The sequence below is a fragment of the Paenibacillus sp. OK060 genome, from assembly GCF_900101205.1.
Taxonomy (GTDB): Bacteria; Bacillota; Bacilli; order Paenibacillales; family Paenibacillaceae; genus Paenibacillus; species Paenibacillus marchantiae.
Genome location: NZ_FNFR01000005.1, coordinates 627,669 through 647,115, shown reverse-complemented (window position 1 = coordinate 647,115; position 19,447 = coordinate 627,669). Strand labels below are relative to the sequence as shown.

At 45.9% G+C, this 19,447-nt stretch carries 16 protein-coding genes; 14 read left to right on the top strand and 2 right to left on the bottom strand.

Going from position 1 to position 19,447, the window contains the following annotated elements:
- The first annotated feature begins 189 nt into the window (after positions 1 to 189).
- Positions 190 to 912, top strand: coding sequence for a YetF domain-containing protein (locus BLS14_RS21460; protein WP_090953893.1), 723 nt, complete (start codon positions 190 to 192; stop codon positions 910 to 912).
- A 3-nt stretch (positions 913 to 915) separates the two neighbouring features.
- On the opposite strand, the gene spoVB is transcribed toward BLS14_RS21460, so the two are convergent.
- A complete protein-coding gene (gene spoVB, locus BLS14_RS21455) occupies positions 916 to 2,517 on the bottom strand; it encodes a stage V sporulation protein B (RefSeq protein ID WP_090809468.1) in 1,602 nt (533 codons plus the stop codon).
- A 223-nt stretch (positions 2,518 to 2,740) separates the two neighbouring features.
- On the opposite strand from spoVB, the gene BLS14_RS21450 reads away from it, so the two are divergent.
- The 6 genes from BLS14_RS21450 to BLS14_RS21425 all read left to right on the top strand — a co-directional run bounded on the left by BLS14_RS21450 (position 2,741) and on the right by BLS14_RS21425 (position 9,257).
- Positions 2,741 to 2,980 (top strand): post-transcriptional regulator, encoded by a 240-nt coding sequence (locus BLS14_RS21450; RefSeq protein ID WP_175383441.1) that lies wholly within the window; start codon positions 2,741 to 2,743, stop codon positions 2,978 to 2,980.
- 90 nt (positions 2,981 to 3,070) lie between these two features.
- Entirely contained in the window at positions 3,071 to 4,321 is a 1,251-nt protein-coding gene (gene secD / locus BLS14_RS21445) for a protein translocase subunit SecD (protein ID WP_079697663.1), read from the top strand.
- Positions 4,311 to 5,219 carry a protein translocase subunit SecF gene (secF, locus tag BLS14_RS21440; RefSeq protein WP_079697664.1) on the top strand — a complete coding sequence of 303 codons (909 nt, stop codon included), beginning with the start codon at positions 4,311 to 4,313 and terminating at the stop codon, positions 5,217 to 5,219. Before secD ends, secF begins: the two co-directional genes overlap by 11 nt.
- A gap of 74 nt (positions 5,220 to 5,293) precedes the next feature.
- Positions 5,294 to 6,259 (top strand): cation diffusion facilitator family transporter, encoded by a 966-nt coding sequence (locus BLS14_RS21435; RefSeq protein WP_063567708.1) that lies wholly within the window; start codon positions 5,294 to 5,296, stop codon positions 6,257 to 6,259.
- 39 nt (positions 6,260 to 6,298) lie between these two features.
- On the top strand, positions 6,299 to 8,707 hold the full coding sequence (gene recJ / locus BLS14_RS21430; protein ID WP_090953842.1) for a single-stranded-DNA-specific exonuclease RecJ: 2,409 nt from the start codon (positions 6,299 to 6,301) through the stop codon (positions 8,705 to 8,707).
- A gap of 37 nt (positions 8,708 to 8,744) precedes the next feature.
- Positions 8,745 to 9,257 (top strand): adenine phosphoribosyltransferase, encoded by a 513-nt coding sequence (locus BLS14_RS21425; RefSeq protein ID WP_024633046.1) that lies wholly within the window; start codon positions 8,745 to 8,747, stop codon positions 9,255 to 9,257.
- A gap of 195 nt (positions 9,258 to 9,452) precedes the next feature.
- Here BLS14_RS21425 and uraA read toward each other — a convergent pair whose 3' ends face one another.
- A complete protein-coding gene (uraA, locus tag BLS14_RS21420; protein ID WP_090953840.1) occupies positions 9,453 to 10,769 on the bottom strand; it encodes a uracil permease in 1,317 nt (438 codons plus the stop codon).
- A gap of 376 nt (positions 10,770 to 11,145) precedes the next feature.
- Here uraA and BLS14_RS21415 point away from each other — a divergent pair, with 376 nt between their 5' ends.
- The 7 genes from BLS14_RS21415 (at position 11,146) to hisS (ending at position 19,371) form a co-directional block, all read left to right on the top strand.
- Positions 11,146 to 13,329: a RelA/SpoT family protein gene (locus tag BLS14_RS21415; protein ID WP_063567711.1), complete on the top strand. Its 2,184-nt coding sequence runs from the start codon at positions 11,146 to 11,148 to the stop codon at positions 13,327 to 13,329.
- Between the two features lie 12 nt (positions 13,330 to 13,341).
- On the top strand, positions 13,342 to 13,803 hold the full coding sequence (gene dtd, locus BLS14_RS21410; RefSeq protein WP_063567712.1) for a D-aminoacyl-tRNA deacylase: 462 nt from the start codon (positions 13,342 to 13,344) through the stop codon (positions 13,801 to 13,803).
- Positions 13,804 to 13,880: 77 nt separating this feature from the next.
- Positions 13,881 to 14,048 (top strand): hypothetical protein, encoded by a 168-nt coding sequence (locus tag BLS14_RS32700; protein WP_157258400.1) that lies wholly within the window; start codon positions 13,881 to 13,883, stop codon positions 14,046 to 14,048.
- 285 nt (positions 14,049 to 14,333) lie between these two features.
- Positions 14,334 to 14,840, top strand: a complete 507-nt coding sequence (locus BLS14_RS21405; protein WP_072734768.1) for a type 1 glutamine amidotransferase domain-containing protein — start codon at positions 14,334 to 14,336, stop codon at positions 14,838 to 14,840.
- Between the two features lie 115 nt (positions 14,841 to 14,955).
- Entirely contained in the window at positions 14,956 to 15,402 is a 447-nt protein-coding gene (locus BLS14_RS21400; protein ID WP_090953838.1) for a hypothetical protein, read from the top strand.
- A gap of 615 nt (positions 15,403 to 16,017) precedes the next feature.
- The gene (locus BLS14_RS21395) at positions 16,018 to 17,286 is read left to right on the top strand and encodes an SEC-C metal-binding domain-containing protein (protein ID WP_090953836.1); all 1,269 of its coding nucleotides are present in this window, start codon (positions 16,018 to 16,020) and stop codon (positions 17,284 to 17,286) included.
- Between the two features lie 831 nt (positions 17,287 to 18,117).
- Positions 18,118 to 19,371, top strand: coding sequence for a histidine--tRNA ligase (gene hisS / locus BLS14_RS21390; RefSeq protein ID WP_090953834.1), 1,254 nt, complete (start codon positions 18,118 to 18,120; stop codon positions 19,369 to 19,371).
- The last annotated feature ends 76 nt before the right edge of the window (positions 19,372 to 19,447 follow it).

The window sequence follows — 19,447 nt, the reverse complement described above, 5'->3', positions numbered from 1 at the left end:
ACAGTGTATGGTCAAGCCCTCTGACTTATGAACTGAATTTTCCATTAAATGAACGGATTATATTTGCATGAGCATGTGAGCTTCAGGCCAAAATAGGGATTACGCTTCAGGTACCTGTATAAAATTCAGATCCGAAGGAGGAACCCTGTTGTGAATTTCTCAGATGTCGGAGCACATATCTTTCGAACCATGCTCATGTACTTTATTGTCTATGGCTCAATTCGGATAATGGGTAAACGTGAGATCGGGAAGCTGTCCATGTTTGATCTGGTCGTATCCATCATGCTTGCAGAAATTGCGGCATTTGTCATTGAAGATATCAATAAACCGTTATTCCATGGTATTGTACCGATGCTGACGGTACTAGTAGTGCAGATTGCTATGGCATTTCTCAGTCTCAAAAGCCGCAAGCTTCGGTTAATGATTGATGGCAAGCCGACCGTGTTAATCTCCAAAGGGAAATTACATCGAGATGAAATGCGAAAGCAACGTTACAATCTGGATGATCTGCTTCTACAGCTTCGCGAACAAAATGTAGATAGCATTGGAGATGTGGAATTTGCCATATTGGAGACCACTGGCAAGCTAACTGTTTTTCCGAAAGGTCAGAGTTCTTCGAGCGGCAACAGCGGCTCATCAGGATCTGTTTCGACAGGATCTAATTCCAAACAAAAAGCGCGAAAAAACAAAATAGAAGGGTTTGAAAATATCAAATATGAAGGGCTGCCATTGCCATTGATCATGGATGGCAAAGTTCAGGATCAAAACCTTGAGCTGATCCAAAAAACCAGATTTTGGCTTAAAAATCAGATTCAGCACAAAGGTATTATGGACTTTAAAGACGTGTTTATCTGTTCCATCGATCATAACGGAAAAATTTATGTAAGTTCCAAAGATGATAAAGATAACTGACGTTTAAGAACGGCGTTTAAACCAGGAACCAATAAAGGGCGCACGGGAAAGATCATGAAAATCAATCATTTTGGTCCAGCCCATAACAATGAAATAGACGATCAGACCAACAAGGGGCGCGAGAAGCATTCTGAGCCAAAATGGAAGCAAGGATGCAGTCTGTTCATAAATGACCAGAGTAGCGGCGCCCATGATGACCATACCAGTGCCTGTTTTGACCCAATCCATCATCTTGAAACGGAACTGTAACAGGCTGCGCACACTTCTTGCATGTAAAAGAGTAACAATCGTTGAATTCACACAAATGGCAATTACCGCTCCAAAAATACCGTATTCCGGCCGGGAGGCGAGTACCAAAATCAACGTAATTTTAATGACAGCACCAATAAATGTATTGAGTAGTGCCTTTCCTGGACGATCAAGTGCCTGAAGAGCAGCTTGAAGAGGAGCTTGAATGTAGATAAACAAAGCAAAAGGAGCCATGAGCTTAAGCATGCTTCCAATCGATGCATCATTATACAGAACAAGACACATCGGTTCGGCAAGCACATACATAAAAACAGAAAATGGAGCACCTGTTACGAGTGCTAGACGCAGAGCCTGATGCATCCGTTTATGTATGAGAGCACGGTCACCTTGCGCCGAGGCCTCAGACAATGAGGGGACAAGTGACGTGGCTAACGAGGAAGTTAAGGCTCCCGGCAGTAAAAGTAGCGGTATAATCATACCTTGTAATGCACCATACTGGGCCGTGGCGAGCCCTTTGGAGATACCTGCAATAGCTAGACTCTGTGCGGTTACAATCGTCTCAGCGAGATAGGAGAGGGAACCAACTAACCGCCCGGCAGTTACAGGTACGGAAATCGCGAGTAAACGACGAAGAAGTCCAGGTTCTGAGCCGGTTGAGTTTTTTGAAATAGCAGGTTTGGGTTCGATTGGAGATTCGAGTATGGGCAGATGTTGATCCATATATTTCTTCTGTCTGGCATAGTTCCACAATAATACGAGCATACCGATGAATTCACCAACAAGTGCTCCCAGCATGGCTCCTGCTGCAGCTTGGGCAATTCCTCGGGGCAAGAGGAGCCAGGAAAACCAGATCACACAGATAATACGAATGACCGTTTCTACGATTGATGAAACAGCCGTAGGCATCATGTTTTGCTTTCCCTGGAAATACCCTCTGTAGACTGCAGATACGGCGATGATGGCAATCATAGGGCTCATGCTGACAAACGTGTGATAGACTCTCTCATCGGTTAGAACATAACGGGTAACCCATGGAGCGAATATGATGCACAAAAACATAAACACAACGCCAAGGGTCAATGTGAAGCTCAGGCTAATTTGCAGAATCCGTTGGGGTGAATAACGGTTGGCACCTGTATCCGCTTCGGCTACGAGTTTGGCTACGGCCAATGGAATACCGCCAGTGATCAATGTGACGAGTACGATGAAAAAGGGATAGCTCAGTTGGTAGATGCCAACACCTTCTGCACCGATAACTCGTGGCAGCACAATGCGCGGGATGAACCCGAGAATCCGATTAATAATGCCTGCGGCGAGCAGGATCATGGCTCCCTGGATAAAAGTTTGTTTCTTCAAGACTACCCCTCTTTCCCGGTTGGAGTACAGGTATTCATAAACGGGACAAAGCCGTCGTTCTTCATCCTATGCCAGTCCAATATCTTCTCATGACAACTTGGACACGATTAACAAAAAGATCCATCACCAGCAAGAAGGAATATGATCGGGTAAAGTCGAATGATGTAATATTGATGCCGCATAAAGGCTTGGATGTATGAAGGGAGGCTCCCCGTTGGAAGAAATGAATGATGTGGAGTTGGAACAGTCTATAGAGATGCTCTGCCGCAGCAAGGCAGAGGAATTAAGGCTTGTCGGTTACGAATATGTCACCAGCAAAGATGTCTGGAATTGCATCAGTCATAAATATGAAAAGCAGGGCATTCCACCGCTTCACCAACTGGTGAACGACATATTGTCACTGAAAGCAACAAGCTTTATGAACTTTATGACCGTGTCTGCATACCGGGGGTCCTCTTTCTAACGAAAGGGATCTTTTTTGTTGGAAATTGACTGCTTTTTACGGCATCGCTATAATAGGAATATTGAGAACGAAAGGGGATCTAGGAACGGCATGAAAAGAATCGTCAGTTTCATTTTGGTCGTGCTTGTGACCGCAGGAGTAATGTTGGGCACAAGTCCAGGGCTGCTCAAAAATATACGCTTGGGCCTTGATTTAAAAGGAGGCTACGAGATCTTATATGAAGCAGAGCCGCTGGAACAAGGACAACAAGTCACCAAAGCATCTTTGGTGCAAACAGCAAAAAGTCTGGAGAGCCGTGCCAATGCGCTCGGAACAAGCGAGCCGGAAGTAACAACTGAAGGAACGAACCGGATCCGCTTGAAGCTGGCCGGGGTTACCGACGAGGCTGAAGTCAGAGCGAAAATGAAAGAGCCTGCTGTCATGACCTTCCGCAGTAAAGCTGAGAATGACAAAGAAGGCGAATACACTAAAATCGAGCTTCGGGGAAATGAGTTCGTGGAGAATGGTGCCAAAGTGGTATTCAGCCAGTTGAACGCACCGATGATCGATATCCAGGTTAAAGACAAAGCCAAGTTTGCTGAAATCACCAAACGTTTGATTGGACAACCTTTGGCTATCTATCTGGATGATCAGTTGCTTTCAGCACCAGAAGTTAAACAGCAGCTGAGTGACGGCTCTGCGCAAATCACGGGTAACTACTCACGTGAGGAAGCCAATCAGCTTCGCGATACCATTAATTTGGGCGCGTTGCCGTTGAAACTGACAGAGAAGTACTCTCAAAGCGTTGGTGCAACGCTTGGTAAACTATCTCTGGACCAGACGATTAAAGCGGGATTAATTGGTTCCGTAATTATCCTGGTGTTCATGATTGGTCTGTACCGTATTCCGGGGATTATTGCGAGTTTTGCCCTAATTACACATACGTGGTTGGTACTTGCAATCTTCTATATGGGAGAATTCGTGCTTACCCTTCCGGGGATCGCGGCATTTATCCTGGGTATAGGGATGGCCGTGGATGCCAACATCATCACGTACGAGCGGATTAAGGAAGAAATGCGCAGTGGTAAGTCGATATTGTCTTCGGTTAAAGCAGGAGGTAAACATTCCTTCCGTACGATTATTGACTCCAACATTACAACCATCATTGCTGCAGCAGTTATGTTCTTCTTGGGTACAGGTGCGGTTAAAGGTTTCGCACTGGTACTGATTTTTGACATCGTGACCAGCATTATCACGAATATTTTCTTCTCCCGCTTCCTGTTGACCCTGCTTGTGCGGGCTAACGTATTGAAGAAGCCTAAGTATTTCGGAGTGAAGGAGAGTGAAATTCGTGCGCTTTAATTGGAATTTTGATTATATTAAAGGCAGTAAAATTGCCTATACCTTTTCCATCATTTTGACGATTGCAGGTATCATCAGCATTTTGGCCCTGGGATTGAATTATGCGGTAGATTTCCGTGCCGGTTCAAATGTAGATATCACGGTATCCAAGGCGATCACAACCGAACAAATCAATCCTATTGTGAAAGACCTTGGCGTTGACGAAGGTGATGTTCAAATCACAACTGGTGCTGATCGGGTTAACGTTCGTTTCTCGAATGAGTTGGATGAAAACCAGGAAAGTAAGTTCAAGCAAGAATTTACTAAGCTTGATCCAACTGCTTCCTATGAAGTCAACACGGTTGATCCGGAGATGGCTAAAGAGCTTGAACGTAATGCCATATACGCGGTTCTTATCGCAAGTATCGGGATTATGATCTATGTAGCTATCCGATTTGAATGGCGGTTTGGTTTGGCTGCTGTAATTGCGCTCTTCCATGATGCATTTGTAGTTATTAGTGTGTTCTCGATCTTCCGATTGGAAGTGGATCTGACCTTCATTACGGCTGTTCTAACCATTGTAGGATTCTCGATCAATGATACAATCGTTATCTTCGACCGGATTCGTGAGAATATGCGTTTTGCTAAAAAGACTTCGAAAGCCGATTTGCGTGAAGTAGTCAACCGCAGTTTGGCGCAAACGATGACACGTTCCCTGAATACAACATTCACCGTGTTTGTCGCTTCGCTCTGCTTGTTTATTTTTGGTGGAGAATCCATTCGCATGTTCTCACTTGCTATGGTCATCGGAACGTTGTTCGGTGCATATTCTTCGATCTACATCGCCGCTCCTTTGTGGCTGGCGCTCAAAGGTAAACAAACAGAGAAACCTAAAGCAGCTGTCAAAGCATCCAACTAAACATTGTATTGTCAAGCCGCGTCTGCTAGGCGCGGTTTTGCAACTTTAGGTAGAGTATTAAGGGGGGCATCGCCATGACCAGAGAACGTTTCCCTTCTGTTCACGCTGCCACGTGGAGCGGGATCGCCGGGAATTTGACACTTGCAGTAATCAAGGCTGGGTTCGGTTATATGGCAAACAGCAAATCGTTGCTTGCAGACGGCCTTCACTCTGCTTCAGAAGCTGCTTCTTCATTGTCCGGCCTCTTTCCCTCGAAGTCTGTACAAACAAAAAGAAAGGCTCGTAGGGAGCGGTCAAAGGAACATTCACGTATCGCGAGACCTGGAATTTCGGTATTATTATCTGTGCTCATCCTTATGGGAGGTTTGCAGATCGCCATCTCCGCTTTGAGTAGTCTGTCTGGAGATGAACCAGAATCGCTAGAGAAGTATACCCATGCACTTGTGGTAGCTTTTGCAGCATTGGCTGTGAAAGAAGCAATCTTTCAATATCAATACCGATATTTCCGTAAACGAAATCAATCGCAGGCTCTCGCTTATGCACAGCAACATCGTCGGGCACTTTACTGTTCACTTATCGTCTTAGTCGGTATTGTAGGTTCCATGACAGGAGAAACGATGGGGTGGAGTATTCTTCGATATATGGATCCCGCAGCTGCATTGATCGCTTCCTGTTTTGTGCTTCACAAAGGCTACAGAATGATTGTGGATACCGTATATGGTTCACTTGTTCAGGAACTGGAACAGGAAGAAGCACTTGACTTCAAAGAGACGGTGCAGCGTGTATATGGCATTATTACGATTGAACATCTGGTAGCACGTGAACAGGAACATGATGTTACGATTGAACTGGTCATTAGTGTGAACCCTAGAATTTCCGTGCTCGAGGCACAAGAGATTGCGAACCGGGCGAAGACACTTCTCTTAACTCGTTTCAGTCATGTGAAAGAAGTACAGATCCAGGCTGTACCTTATGATCCTGGATATCCTTATAAATCCAATCATGAACTGCCAGATCCTGAAGCGACATTAATTCAGTAATGAAGCTTGGTTCAGTAGATCAGGAAAGGAGCGTTATCATTGCTTTATTCGCAATACCGGTGGAACACACCGAATATCGATTTGGAGGCGGCTGCGGGACTCTCGCAGGCGCTTTCCGTTTCATCACTTGTTGGACGTTTGCTGGTCAGTCGGGGGGTTCATAATGAATCAGAGGCAGAACAATTTCTGCATCCTGATCTGAATCAGATGCATGATCCTTATCTGCTTCTAGGCATGAAAGAAGCTGTGCCCCGAATCCAGCAGGCTATTGAGCGTGAAGAACATATTTTAATATATGGGGACTACGATGCGGACGGAGTATCCAGTACATCTCTGATGATCCATCTGATGCGTTATCTCGGTGCTTCTTATGATATCTATATTCCTCATCGTTCCAATGAAGGCTACGGGTTACACAATCACGCCTTGGATTGGGCTCATCAACAAGGAGTCACGCTGGTGATTACGGTAGATACCGGAATCAGTGCGGTAGAGCAGATTGCTTATGCTGCAACACTGGGAATGGAAGTCATTGTGACGGATCATCATGAACCACCTGAAGTTTTGCCTGAGGCTTATACGCTCATTAATCCCAAGCTTCCGGACTGTCCTTACCCTTTTAAAGGGTTAGCTGGTGCGGGTGTAGCGCTGAAGCTGGCTCAGGCATTGATCGGAGAAGTGCCTGGAGAATGGATGGAAATTGCCGCTATTGGTACGGTTGCCGATTTGATGCCTTTGGAAGGCGAGAACCGGGTTATCGTCAGTTATGGTGTTGAGTCCATGCGAGGTACACGTCTGCCTGGTGTAAGTGCTCTGCTTGAAATTAGTGGTGTGGATCAAACTCAGGTCACCTCAATCAATATTGCCTTTGCAATGGCTCCGCGTATTAATGCAAGCGGACGTCTGGATCATGCCGGCCGAGCCGTATCGCTGCTTACAACCGAGGATCTGGATGAGGCACACACTCTGGCAGGCCAACTGGATTTGCTGAATCGTGAAAGGCAACAGGTTGTTGAGGGTATACTTCTGGAAGCGACAGCCCAGTTGGAGCAGAAAATCCAGCTTAATTCCGGAGCAGTGCCGGACGTCATCGTTTTGGCGGGAGAAGGCTGGAATGTTGGAGTTGTAGGTATCGTGGCTTCCAAGTTACTTGAACGGTATTATCGGCCAACGCTTATCCTGGGCATTGACCCGGAGAGCGGCGCTTGTAAAGGCTCAGCACGCTCCATAGAGGGGCTGGACATCTATGAGGCATTAACTGCTTGCAAACACACGATGGACCATTATGGTGGTCATCCAGCTGCAGCAGGCATGAGCCTTCATCGTGATCAACTTAAAGAGCTGGAAGCAGGATTGAATGAGTTTGCGGCATCCGTGCTGACAGAGGAGGACTTTGTGCCCCATCGTCTTGCAGATGACGAATGCAGAATCAGTGATGTACCATTGCAGGTCATTCAAGAGATCGACAGACTCCAGCCGTTTGGCATGAGTAATCCTTCTCCATGTTTTGTATTGCGCAATGTGACTGTCAAAGAAACACGGACGATGGGACGGGAAAAACGTCATCTGAAATTGGTTTTGGAGCAGGATGGTCAGCAATTGGAGACGGTAGCCTTTGGCAAGGGAGCTTTAGCTGAGTTTCTGCCTCCAGGCTCCATCATTGATGTTATGGGCGAGTTGTCCGTTAATGAGTGGAACGGGATGAGGAAACCACAATTAATGCTGCAGGACATCCAGGTTCCACATGCGCAAGTGTTTGATTTGCGAGGTAGTACGGAGCCTCTGAACGCGATGAAGCAGTTCTTGAGTTCGCTTGAAATACATCTACGATACAAGTCAGGCTCAATTGGTGCCATCGTTCGGAAAGAAACGAATGTTTCCGAGGGAAATTCATTGTATGAACCGTGCCTTTGGGTATATGATAGAAAGGTCGGTTTGTTTCCGTGCAATGCTGCCGCGCAGCATTATGGGCAGGAACAGGTCCGGACGTTATTTGTGTTTGATACGCCGGAAACCCCGGAACAACTTGATGCAATGCTGGCTTTATTCAGCGGAGCCGAGAATATCATCCTTCTGCACGGATCAGGCAACCGCCGAGATCGCCTTCAGATGCCCTCCAGAGAACTCTTCAAGCGTATTTATATGCTGGTGTCCAAATGGAGAGCTGAACCCGTGGAGGAACAAGAGATCACTCCTGTGCTCAGTCGTCAGTGTGGCTGCTCGCCGCGCATGATTACCATGATGTTGGATGTTTTTGAGGAGTTATCGTTCATTACCCGAGAAGCTGGAAAGATTGTGTTTGTGGATAACCCGCCCAAACGTGAGCTAACCGCTTCGCGTCATTACCAGACGCTTGAGAGTATGGCCGAGACAGAGCAGGTGATGCTGGATGCATCGACCCCTCAACTGACACAATGGATGATATCCCGGATGAAGGGCGTATCTTAGATAGAAGTTGTGCTATTTATTTTAGGAGGAGATTATTTTGGATTTTAAAGATTATATTCGTGTCATTCCTGACTTTCCACAACCGGGAATCAGCTTCAAAGACATTACGACATTGTTGAAGGATGGAGAAATGTACCGCAAGGCGATCAATGAGCTGAAAGTAATGGTTTCGGATCTCAAAATTGACGTTATTGCCGGACCTGAAGCACGTGGATTCGTTGTGGGCGCTCCTCTGGCGTACGCTCTGGGTGTCGGTTTTGCTCCGATCCGTAAAAGCGGAAAATTGCCTGGAGAGACGATCGAAGTCGGTTATGATCTTGAATATGGCAAAGATACGCTTGCTATGCATACAGATGCGATCGAAAAAGGACAAAATGTCCTGATTGCGGATGATCTGCTGGCGACAGGCGGAACTATTGCTACCTCCATTAACCTGATTGAACAATTGGGTGGCAAGATTGTAGGTGCAGCATTCCTGATTGAGCTGTCTGATTTGAATGGACGTGCAAAATTGCCAGGAATTGATGTATTTACATTGATGAACTACTAGAATTCCGGCATTCATTGCTGTTAAATCACGTAAACTGGATCTCCCGTTTCCCGGGAAATAATATACAGCATTAACTATTTTCAAAAAAAGCCTGTCTCTCAACCCGTAAAGGTTAGAGAGCAGGCTTTTTGCGTTGTACGATGTATAAAATGAAGAATGAATAAACATTGTTCGTTCAGACCGATCGGCAAGAAATCAATCCGGAGTTTTCTCGGTTAAAGGCTGTTTCTCCGTTTGATCATTCGACCAACCCAGTACTTCAAATAATTTAAACAACAAGCTCAGCAGAATTCCAACGATGGTTGCCAGAGCCATTCCCTTGAGATAAATACCATAAAACGTGATTTCAGTACCACTAAGTCCGATGACGAGTACAAGGGTAGTTAGCAACAGGTTGGTCGGTTTGGCAAAATCCACTTTCTGTTCGACCAGAATACGCAAACCGGATGCCGCAATAACTCCGAACAGAAGCAAAGATACACCACCCATAACCGGAACGGGAATGTTAGCTATAAGTGCCGAGAACGTACCTGAGAACGAAAGTACAATTGCGATAACGGCAGCGCCGCCAATAACATACGTCGAGTAAACCCGTGTCAGAGCCATAACACCAATATTCTCACCATAAGTTGTATTCGGTGTGGATCCTACAAAACCGGAAAGAATAGTTGAAACGCCGTTCCCAAGCAGGGAGCGATGCAGACCCGGGTCCTTGGACAGATCTTTGCCCACAATGCTGCTCGTTACAAGCAGATGTCCGATATGTTCAACAATGACAACAAGGGCGACAGGCAAAATGGTAAAGATGACAGACCAGCCAAATGTCGGTGTCGTTACTGTAGGCAGCGAGATAAAGTCAGCGTTCGCTATATTCTCGGTTTTTACCTCACCCATAAAGTATCCAAGCCCGTAACCGGATACAATCCCGATTAGAATGTGAATGATCTTGGGGAACCCACGGAAGGTTACTGCACCAATAACAGTGATACCAAGAGTAACCATGGCTAAAATAATTGGTTTGGCTTGAGGTACCCAGTCTGGGTTCTCAGCAGGGTTTGAATTGATCAGACCAGCCATTCCTGCTGCCACAGGTACAAGTTCGAGACCGATTAGGGCAACAATGGCACCCATAACCGCAGGCGGGAAAACCACGTTAATCCAGCCTGTTCCCGCATACTTGATGATAAGAGCTACAATGCAGAAAATAACTCCCGTTACGATGAACGCTCCAAGTGCCATGGAGTATCCGTTATCAGGGTGTGCTATTAATACGGAAGAAACAGGTGCGATAAAAGCAAAGCTTGATCCAAGATAGGCCGGAATCTTTCCTTTACACATGAGTATGTACAACAATGTTCCAATACCGTTCATAAGCAAGATCATACTTGGATCGACACCGAACAGGTTCGGCACGAGTACCGTACTGCCAAACATGGCGAACAAATGCTGGAGACTCAGCAGCGACCCTGAGCCAAGCGGCATTTTTTGATTAACCTGAATTTCACGTTGCAATGAATATTCATCTCCTTTTTTCCGAAACACAAATCTTCAATATAGTACAGAGTTTCTCTTCATTTAGCAATAACATTTTTCCACTAAGCATGGCGGAACCATTTTTATTTTGAGAATTGATCCTTCTATTTCGGCAAATAACGGTAATAATACATAGTAAATGAGGATGATTTCCGACCTCTGTTGAATATCTGGCAACATCTTTGAGGAATGACACATATCGTATAAAAAAATTGGATATGTGCTCTTATTCGTCAGTAGTTGACGGGAAACGGGCGAAGCGTCATAATTATAGGAAATTACTTTTACGGGGAACCTGTGTTGATATTATGTCACGGGTTCCATTTTGTATAGAAAGGACACGGAACAGATCAGAATGGGCATAGAGCAATTACTCGAGAAGGCCGGGGCATATATCAAAGAACCCGATCTGGTGCGCATACGTGAAGCTTACGAATTTGCTGATCAGGCCCACCATGGACAGACGCGAAAATCGGGAGAACCGTATATTCTGCATCCGCTTGCGGTTGCCGATATTGTTGTAAACATGCAGATGGACACCATCTCCATAATTGCAGCGCTTCTTCATGATGTAGTAGAGGATACTACGGTTTCACTTGAAGAAATCCGCAATCATTTCGGCAATACGTGTGCCATGCTTGTTGACGGCTTGACGAAGCTGGAACGTATTCAGTTTCGCTCCAAGGAAGAACAGCAGAACGAGAACTACCGCAAAATGTTCATCGCCATGGCACAGGACATCCGTGTCATCGTGATCAAATTGGCTGACCGTCTGCATAATATGCGGACACTCAAGTTTCAGTCGGAAGAAAGCCAGCGCCGGATTTCATATGAAACGTTGGAGATTTTCTGTCCGATTGCGAACCGTCTGGGTATCTCTGCGATCAAATGGGAAATGGAGGACATCGCCCTCCGTTATTTGAATCCGCAGCAATATTATCGTATTGCAAACCTGATGCACAAAAAGCGTGCGGAACGTGAGCAATATATTGATACGGTTATGGACGGTATTACGAGCAAGCTGGATGAGATGGGAATTCAGGCAGATCTGTCGGGTCGTCCTAAGCACATCTACAGCGTGTTCAAAAAAATGACAACGAAAAACAAACAGTTTAACGAGATTTATGATCTGCTTGCGATTCGTATTATTGTGGATAACATCAAGGATTGTTATGCTACCCTCGGAATTATACACACGTTATGGAAACCGATGCCTGGACGTTTCAAGGACTATATCGCGATGCCAAAGGCGAACATGTATCAATCGCTGCATACCACGGTCGTAGGTCCGAATGGGGAACCGACTGAAGTCCAAATCCGGACTTGGGATATGCACCGCACCGCTGAATTCGGTATTGCTGCCCACTGGGCCTACAAGGAAGGGGCTGCGAACGGAAACGGAAATAATTTTGAAGATAAAATTACGTTTTTCCGCGAGATTCTTGAACTTCAAAATGAAGCGCAGGATGCGTCTGAATTTGTAGAATCGCTTAAAATGGATTTCTTCTCGGATCTGGTGTTTGTATTCACGCCAAAAGGTGAAGTTATCGAATTGCCTACTGGATCTGTTCCATTGGATTTTGCATATAGAATCCATACAGAGGTGGGTAACCGAACGATTGGTGCCAAAGTAAATGGTCGTATCGTTCCACTCGATTATCATCTCAAAACAGGTGATATCATTGAAATTTTGACGTCCAAACATTCTTACGGACCGAGCCAGGACTGGCTTAAAATTGCAAAATCCTCTCACGCACGAGCGAAGATCAAGCAATGGTTCAAGAAGGAACGACGGGAAGAAAACGTTGAAAAAGGACGCGACAGTTGTGAACGTGAACTCAAGCGCATGGGACTTGATCCATCTGCTTGGATGACGGACGATAAGTTGCAGGAAGCAGCCAAAAAGTATGCCTTTAATGATATTGAGGATATGCTCGCAGCTGTTGGATTCGGTGGCATTACGGCTGCACAGATCGTGACCAAAGCAACGGAGAAACTTCGCAAGGAGCAGGAAGAATCCAGCTTGCTTGAGCTGAACTCCGAGATGCGTGAGCTGAAGCCTGCACCTGAGCGCAAAAACCGTCCGACGAATGGCATCCGTGTCAAAGGTATAGACAATTTGCTTGTACGTTTTGCGCGCTGCTGTAACCCTGTACCAGGGGATGCTATTATCGGGTATGTTACACGTGGACGTGGGGTTTCGGTGCATCGAACGGACTGTCCAAATATCCCGTCCAGTACGGATGGGGAAGAAGCAGCTCGCGTCATTGAAGTCGAGTGGGAAGAGAATATTGAAGCCAACTACAGTGTGGATATTGAGATTACGGGCCATGATCGCAACGGCTTGCTCAATGAAGTGCTTCAGGCTGTTTCGGAAAGTAAAACCAATATATCTGCCGTCACCGGACGTACAGATAAAAATAAATTAGCATTGGTGCACGTCACAATTCTGATTCGTAATACGGAGCATCTGCATTCGGTTGTGGAACGGATCAAACGAGTGAAAGATGTCTATTCTGTGCATCGGATTATGCAGTAAGGAGCCTGTAAGATGAGGGTGCTTGTACAACGCTGTAAAGAGGCTCAGGTGACCGTTGGAGAAGAACTGACGGGAAGAATTGAATCCGGATTGATGTTGCTCGTGGGAATTACACATGAGGACACGGAGAAGGATGCCATATATTTGGCAGACAAAATCGCTGGACTTCGTATCTTTGAAGATGAGCAGGAAAAGATGAATCTCAGTCTGATCGATGTGGGCGGGGCTGTATTATCTGTCTCACAATTTACATTGTACGGAGATTGTCGCAAAGGAAAACGCCCAAGCTTTGCAGCTGCAGCGAGACCTGAAGCGGCAGAATTGTTGTATGAAACGTTTAATCAGCTGTTACGTGATAAAGGAATTCAGGTGGAAACCGGACGTTTCGGAGCGATGATGGATGTGACTTTCACGAATTGGGGACCGGTGACTTTAATGCTCGAAAGCCCTATTCGTCAAGAAACACATGCATAATTGGTTGGGGAACAGGCCATAATGAGGGATAATTCGGTTCATTAACATAAGATGATCAAAGGAGTATCCCACCCATTATGCGCCAATCCGTCAAGGAAACACGTTCCCGAATAGAACCTTTGCTTCTGCCTGGAAACCTGTATGAGTCCCTGAAGCTTGCCCGCGCTGCTGCCGAGTGTACAACAACGGTTTGGGCCCTTCAGGATTCGGACAAAGGGGAGCAGAGCCGTCTTCCGCGTGACTGAGTGCTGACCATTTGGAATGAATGAAAAGTCTTGATTCGATCATCGAATCAGGACTTTTTTTGTTATGGAACTTAACTGTAGCTGAATCAGATGGTCTGATCAAAGTCAAAATAATACAGGCTCGTCATGTTATAAACGGCTCTGGTTAGGGTAATAACAGAACGAGGCACGATGGCGTGCCAGGTTCAGTATTTATTACGGGCAATGAACAAGAAATGTACACCAACAATTTCTGCGAATACCCGATTTCAAGAAATTTCGAACACGGAAAGGAGAACATACGTTATGAGTAAAGTTGCTTTTTTATTGGCGAATGATTTTGAAGATTCGGAAATGCAGGTTCCATATGATGAGGTGAAAAAAGCCGGACACGACGTGGAAATTATCGGCTTGAAAGCAGGAGAGACGCTGAAAGGTAAAGGTGGTAAAGCCTCCTATACTTCGGACAAAGCGATCGCTGAGGTCTCGGCTTCGGATTACGACGCAGTTGTCATTCCTGGTGGATCTTCTCCTGAAAATTTGCGTACAGACGCACATATCCTGAAATTCGTAACGGAGATCAACAGTGCGAAGAAACCTATCGCGGCGATCTGCCACGGTCCGCAAATTCTGGCAAGTGCGAATCTGTTGAAAGGCCGTACGATTACAGCCTATCCTCCGCTCAAGGATGATATGGTGAACGCTGGGGCAGAATTCAAGGATCATGAAGCTGTTGTAGATGGAAATTATATTACATCCCGTACGCCTGCCGATGAACCGGCATTTGTCCGCGAGTTGTTAAAAGTCATTTAATGACTTGGGGCGGACCGTACGATAATGTGATTACTGATTAAAATGAAGATTGAAGCTCAAAGCTTCTAAGTTTTCGTTACACCAATGCATTTATTCCGATAAAGGAGGGTTTGACATGACAAAACATATTCAGGCGTATTTTCGGACCGAGGACGAGGCAGAGGGGGCAAGAACCTCACTTCAGACGTTCCGTACAGAGCATTTGGAGGTAGGGCAACTGGATAGCGCGGTTGGCAGAGACAAACGGATTATGGTACCTCTGGTGCCTTATAACACAGCGGGTGGCGTAGGAACCAATGGAGCCATGGGAGTGGGTGCAGCACCTGGGGTTCCCGCCAGCGAAAATGTAATCCCGGTCGTCAGCAATGTGGATCGTGATACGGAGCGAGGTTCACGAGATAATGTCAATGAGGATGGCGATCTGTTGAATGCTGCGGATGTGTCCTCGGCTGACTATGACGATCTGCATTATGTTTTGTCTGCCAAAGTAAGGGATGAGGATTATGAGGAAATCGTTCATAAACTTCGTTCCAACCAAGCTTATGTGGAAGAATTGAATTAATATGTAGTATGAAGCCCTTGCAGGGTCTGACTTCCATGTCAGGGCCATCTGCAGGGGCTTTAATAATGGAGAAAACAACAAAATATAAAGCGCTATCATTTTTGTAATATTACTGTAATATTAGTTACATAAGCCTTTAACATAGCCCGTTTATAATAACACACATGACCCCCTTTTTTTATATATCCTTTGAGCCTGCACACCGTGTGCAGGTTTTTTTTTTGAAATGAGAATTTATATGTTTTGGGCGAAGCTTACCCCTTATTTAAATTTTTTGCTAGAATAGAGAAATGGGTTAATGTATTTTAAAGCGCATTGTTTTCATAGTTGGGCTATATTGGACGGTAAATCATGCTTCCAGCGATTGGGCTCAGGCAAATCCAATCCTATGATCGAGAGTATGAGGAATTCATCGCCAGAGTGATCGTTATATTCTAGATGAACATATACTCGCTGAAACGGCCCCGCCCTTATATAAGGGCGGCAACCGTTTCTGCATGATGCTAGAAATTGTAAGTTATATAGAATGCCTCGTTTGAGAAATGACACCTATAATGCTAAAGCAACAGTGTTCTCATGCGAATGGCTAGTGACAGATTTAAGGGGGAATTAGTTTTGAGTAAGGTTGGAAGAAATGATTTATGCCCGTGCGGAAGCGGGAAAAAATATAAGAAATGCTGTCTGGGCAAGGAGCCTTCTGCGGTAGAATCCATACTGGGGCTGATATCAACGGAGCAGCATGTCCAGGAAGTCTCGATTCAGCCTGAGAGCAAACTAACCTTGACCAAACTGAAAAAGATGGTGGAGCGCGAACTGAAATGGGAGCATCAGGCTCACGAACAGCTGGCCCTGCAGCTTATTGAGAACATGAGGAACCATTACGAGCGGGAGCTGATATTGGAAGCTCTGGTGCTATGGAATGGCTATTCCCGTCAGACCCGCCCTACTGTGAAGAAGACAGGCTCGTTCTTTGCTGCAATCGAGTACTTGCTGTCTGAGGAATACGGCTTCAATGTTTCGAAGGCTGAGCTGTCAGATAAATATGAGGTAACGACATCAACGATCTCCCGAAAGGTTAAGGAGATGTTCGAATACATCGAAGAATACGGCATGGGTGGCGAAACGGACGAGCTGATGATTCTGAACAGCCTAGGTACATCGAAGGACAAAGCGCAGGCTCTGCTACATAAGGCGATGGAAGCTAGTTCTTCCAAACGCAGAATACAGCTGGCGAAAACGGCCCTGGAGATGTATTCAGACAGCTCTGATGCATATCGTATTCTGGCTGAGGAATCGGACAATGAGTCTGATGCACGAGCTTACCTCAAGGCCGGAATCGCTGCTGGCGAACGCGAATTGGGCGAACTGTTTTTTGAGAAGAACAAGGGGGACTTCTGGGCGCTTCATGAGACTCGTCCATATATCCGGATATGCAAAAGCTACGCCGAATCCTGCTGGTTTGGTGGAGATACCAACGAAGCGGCACAAATCCTGGAGCATATTTTGGAGCTTAATACGGAAGACAATACCGGAGCGCGTTACCTGCTCGCTGCTGTGTATTTGTACAGCAACCAATTGGAGCAGGCAGAGCAACTGATGGAGAAGTATGGGAAAGGTGACGCTGCAGCCGCCTTTGCCTATGACCAGATCATTCTGGAGTATAAGAAGAACGGAATCACCTCCCAGCTCAAAATGCTGTACCGTGTGGCCCGGGGTGTGAACAACCATGTGCCTGATTATCTGCTGGGTTTGAAGCAGCTGCCGTATAACCTCCCTGATTTTGTCGGGATGGGCAATTCCGACGAAGCGATTGAATATGTCATTATGCACTCCCGTCTATGGGCGAATGTGCCGGATCTGCTGAAGTGGATGCTGAAACAATAGAGATATAAGAAGGCAATAGAAGTTGGAATTCATTTGATGAGTCCAGCTTCTATTAGTCTTGATTTCTGTGGACTATGCATTCCGTATGACGTGTGAATATTTTTTTCTAGTGCTATCTTTTTGTGTTAGCCCTTGACTTTAGCACTGCGGTTCATTACAATCAGAAAATAAATTAACTTTAAACGTTATATAATAACTTTAAACGATATAACTTGATGATTTGATGACGGGACCAAGTACTCCGTGCCCACATGAACAGAGAAGAATCCCTTGGCTGTAAGGATTCTCTTGATGAGCGGACGAATGACTTCCCCGAGAACAGACAGCGAACACATTAGATTTACATCTGATGGTTATTAGCTGGCCTGCGCAGGGCGTGCGTTATACGTAGAGCGGAATGATCTGTATGATCGGATTGCCTGGAGCAACCTTAGATCATTACATGATCACCTGAACGGCGAAAGTGTCAGGGATTCCGGAATGTGGGTGGTACCACGGGTGAATGTGTAAACACAATCCCTCGTCCCTTTGTTTGCTGTTTATACAGCGACAGGGCGAGGGATTTTTTTGTTATATAAGTTGATCCTAACATTTATACCATAACGGAGATTGCAGAACCAATCTGTAGAAGCGAAGCGTTCGGCTAAAAGCTTTCTGCAAGAAAGCTGCTTCGGAAGCATATGCTATCCCCGGATTTCCCCATTGAAAATTGAATTAAAAAATCTGGGGATAACAGCGATCGGAAGATGGTACTGCAATCGGAGTGGGCAGGTGTAACAGTCCTGGAACAACTTATTATACAGAGAAAAATAGATGCTGGAGGGATGAAAGATGGCTTTTCAAAAACCGACTGGAACGCAAGACTTGCTGCCTGGTGTTGTGGAAAAGTGGCAGTTCGTAGAGGAAAAAGCGCGTGATCTGTGTCGCCGTTATAATTACCGCGAGATTCGCACACCGATCTTCGAACAGACTTCTTTATTTGTACGTGGCGTTGGGGAAACAACCGATATTGTTGAAAAAGAAATGTACACCTTCAATGATAAAGGGGACCGCAGCATGACCCTTCGTCCGGAGGGGACAGCGGGTGTTGTCCGCGCTTATGTGGAAAATAAAATTTATGGCGAACCGGATGTGAGCAAGCTCTATTACATCGGTCCGATGTTCCGTTATGAACGTCCGCAAGCAGGTCGCCAGCGTCAGTTCCACCAGTTCGGTGTAGAAGCCATCGGTGCCCTTGATCCAGCGATTGATGCTGAAGTCATTGCGCTTGGGTATCAACTGTGTGTAGAACTGGGATTGAAAGATGTCAAAGTCGAGATCAACTCGGTGGGTAACCCAACTAGCCGTGCAGAATATCGCGAAAAATTGCTTGGATTCCTCAGACCGATGAAGGACAGCCTGTGCAAGGACTGCCAATCCCGGATGGAACGTAATCCATTGCGTGTGCTCGACTGCAAAGTTGATCAGGACAAATTCGTAGGGGCACCGTCCATACTGGATAGTCTGGATGAAGAATCATTGAACCACTTTGCTAAGCTGAAAGAGTATCTGGATGATTTTGGCGTAGATTATGCGGTGAACAATCGTCTGGTACGGGGATTGGATTACTACACATTGACTGCTTTTGAACTGAAAGCTCAAGGCATTGGCGCGATTGATACAGTCGGCGGTGGCGGCAGATACAACGGTCTCGTTGGAGATATCGGTGGACCGGATCAGCCTGGTATTGGTTTCGGTATTGGTCTGGAGCGTATTCAACTGATTCTGGAACACCAGAATATTGATGTTAGTTCCCTTGCTCCACTGGATGTATATTTTGTTGCTCTCGGTGAAGCTGCCGATCGTGAAGTCAACCGTCAGCTGTTTAAGCTTCGTCAATCGGGTCTGTCCGGCGAACGCGACTATCTCGGTCGCAAGATGAAAGCTCAGATGAAATCTGCTGACCGATTCAAAGCACGTTACACTGCCATTCTGGGTGATGATGAGCTGGAACGCGGGGAAATTGCCCTGAAGTCCATGGATACAGGTGAACAACAAACGGTGAAGCTGGATGATCTGGTAGCTGCTATACGCGGAAGTAAATAAGCACGAGTTTGAAACTGTAAAATAGCAACAATTGATCCGGCAAAATTACGGAGGTTCACCAATGTTTCCGATTAAT

Excerpts from the sequence above, each read along its gene's own strand:
- BLS14_RS21460 (WP_090953893.1), top strand. The coding sequence starts at position 190 with ATGCTCATGTACTTTATTGTCTATGGCTCAATTCGGATAATGGGTAAA.
- BLS14_RS21450 (WP_175383441.1), top strand. The coding sequence starts at position 2,741 with ATGAATGATGTGGAGTTGGAACAGTCTATAGAGATGCTCTGCCGCAGC.
- secD (WP_079697663.1), top strand. The coding sequence starts at position 3,071 with ATGAAAAGAATCGTCAGTTTCATTTTGGTCGTGCTTGTGACCGCAGGA.
- BLS14_RS21435 (WP_063567708.1), top strand. The coding sequence starts at position 5,294 with ATGACCAGAGAACGTTTCCCTTCTGTTCACGCTGCCACGTGGAGCGGG.
- BLS14_RS21415 (WP_063567711.1), top strand. The coding sequence starts at position 11,146 with ATGGGCATAGAGCAATTACTCGAGAAGGCCGGGGCATATATCAAAGAA.
- dtd (WP_063567712.1), top strand. The coding sequence starts at position 13,342 with ATGAGGGTGCTTGTACAACGCTGTAAAGAGGCTCAGGTGACCGTTGGA.
- BLS14_RS32700 (WP_157258400.1), top strand. The coding sequence starts at position 13,881 with ATGCGCCAATCCGTCAAGGAAACACGTTCCCGAATAGAACCTTTGCTT.
- BLS14_RS21405 (WP_072734768.1), top strand. The coding sequence starts at position 14,334 with ATGAGTAAAGTTGCTTTTTTATTGGCGAATGATTTTGAAGATTCGGAA.
- BLS14_RS21400 (WP_090953838.1), top strand. The coding sequence starts at position 14,956 with ATGACAAAACATATTCAGGCGTATTTTCGGACCGAGGACGAGGCAGAG.
- hisS (WP_090953834.1), top strand. The coding sequence starts at position 18,118 with ATGGCTTTTCAAAAACCGACTGGAACGCAAGACTTGCTGCCTGGTGTT.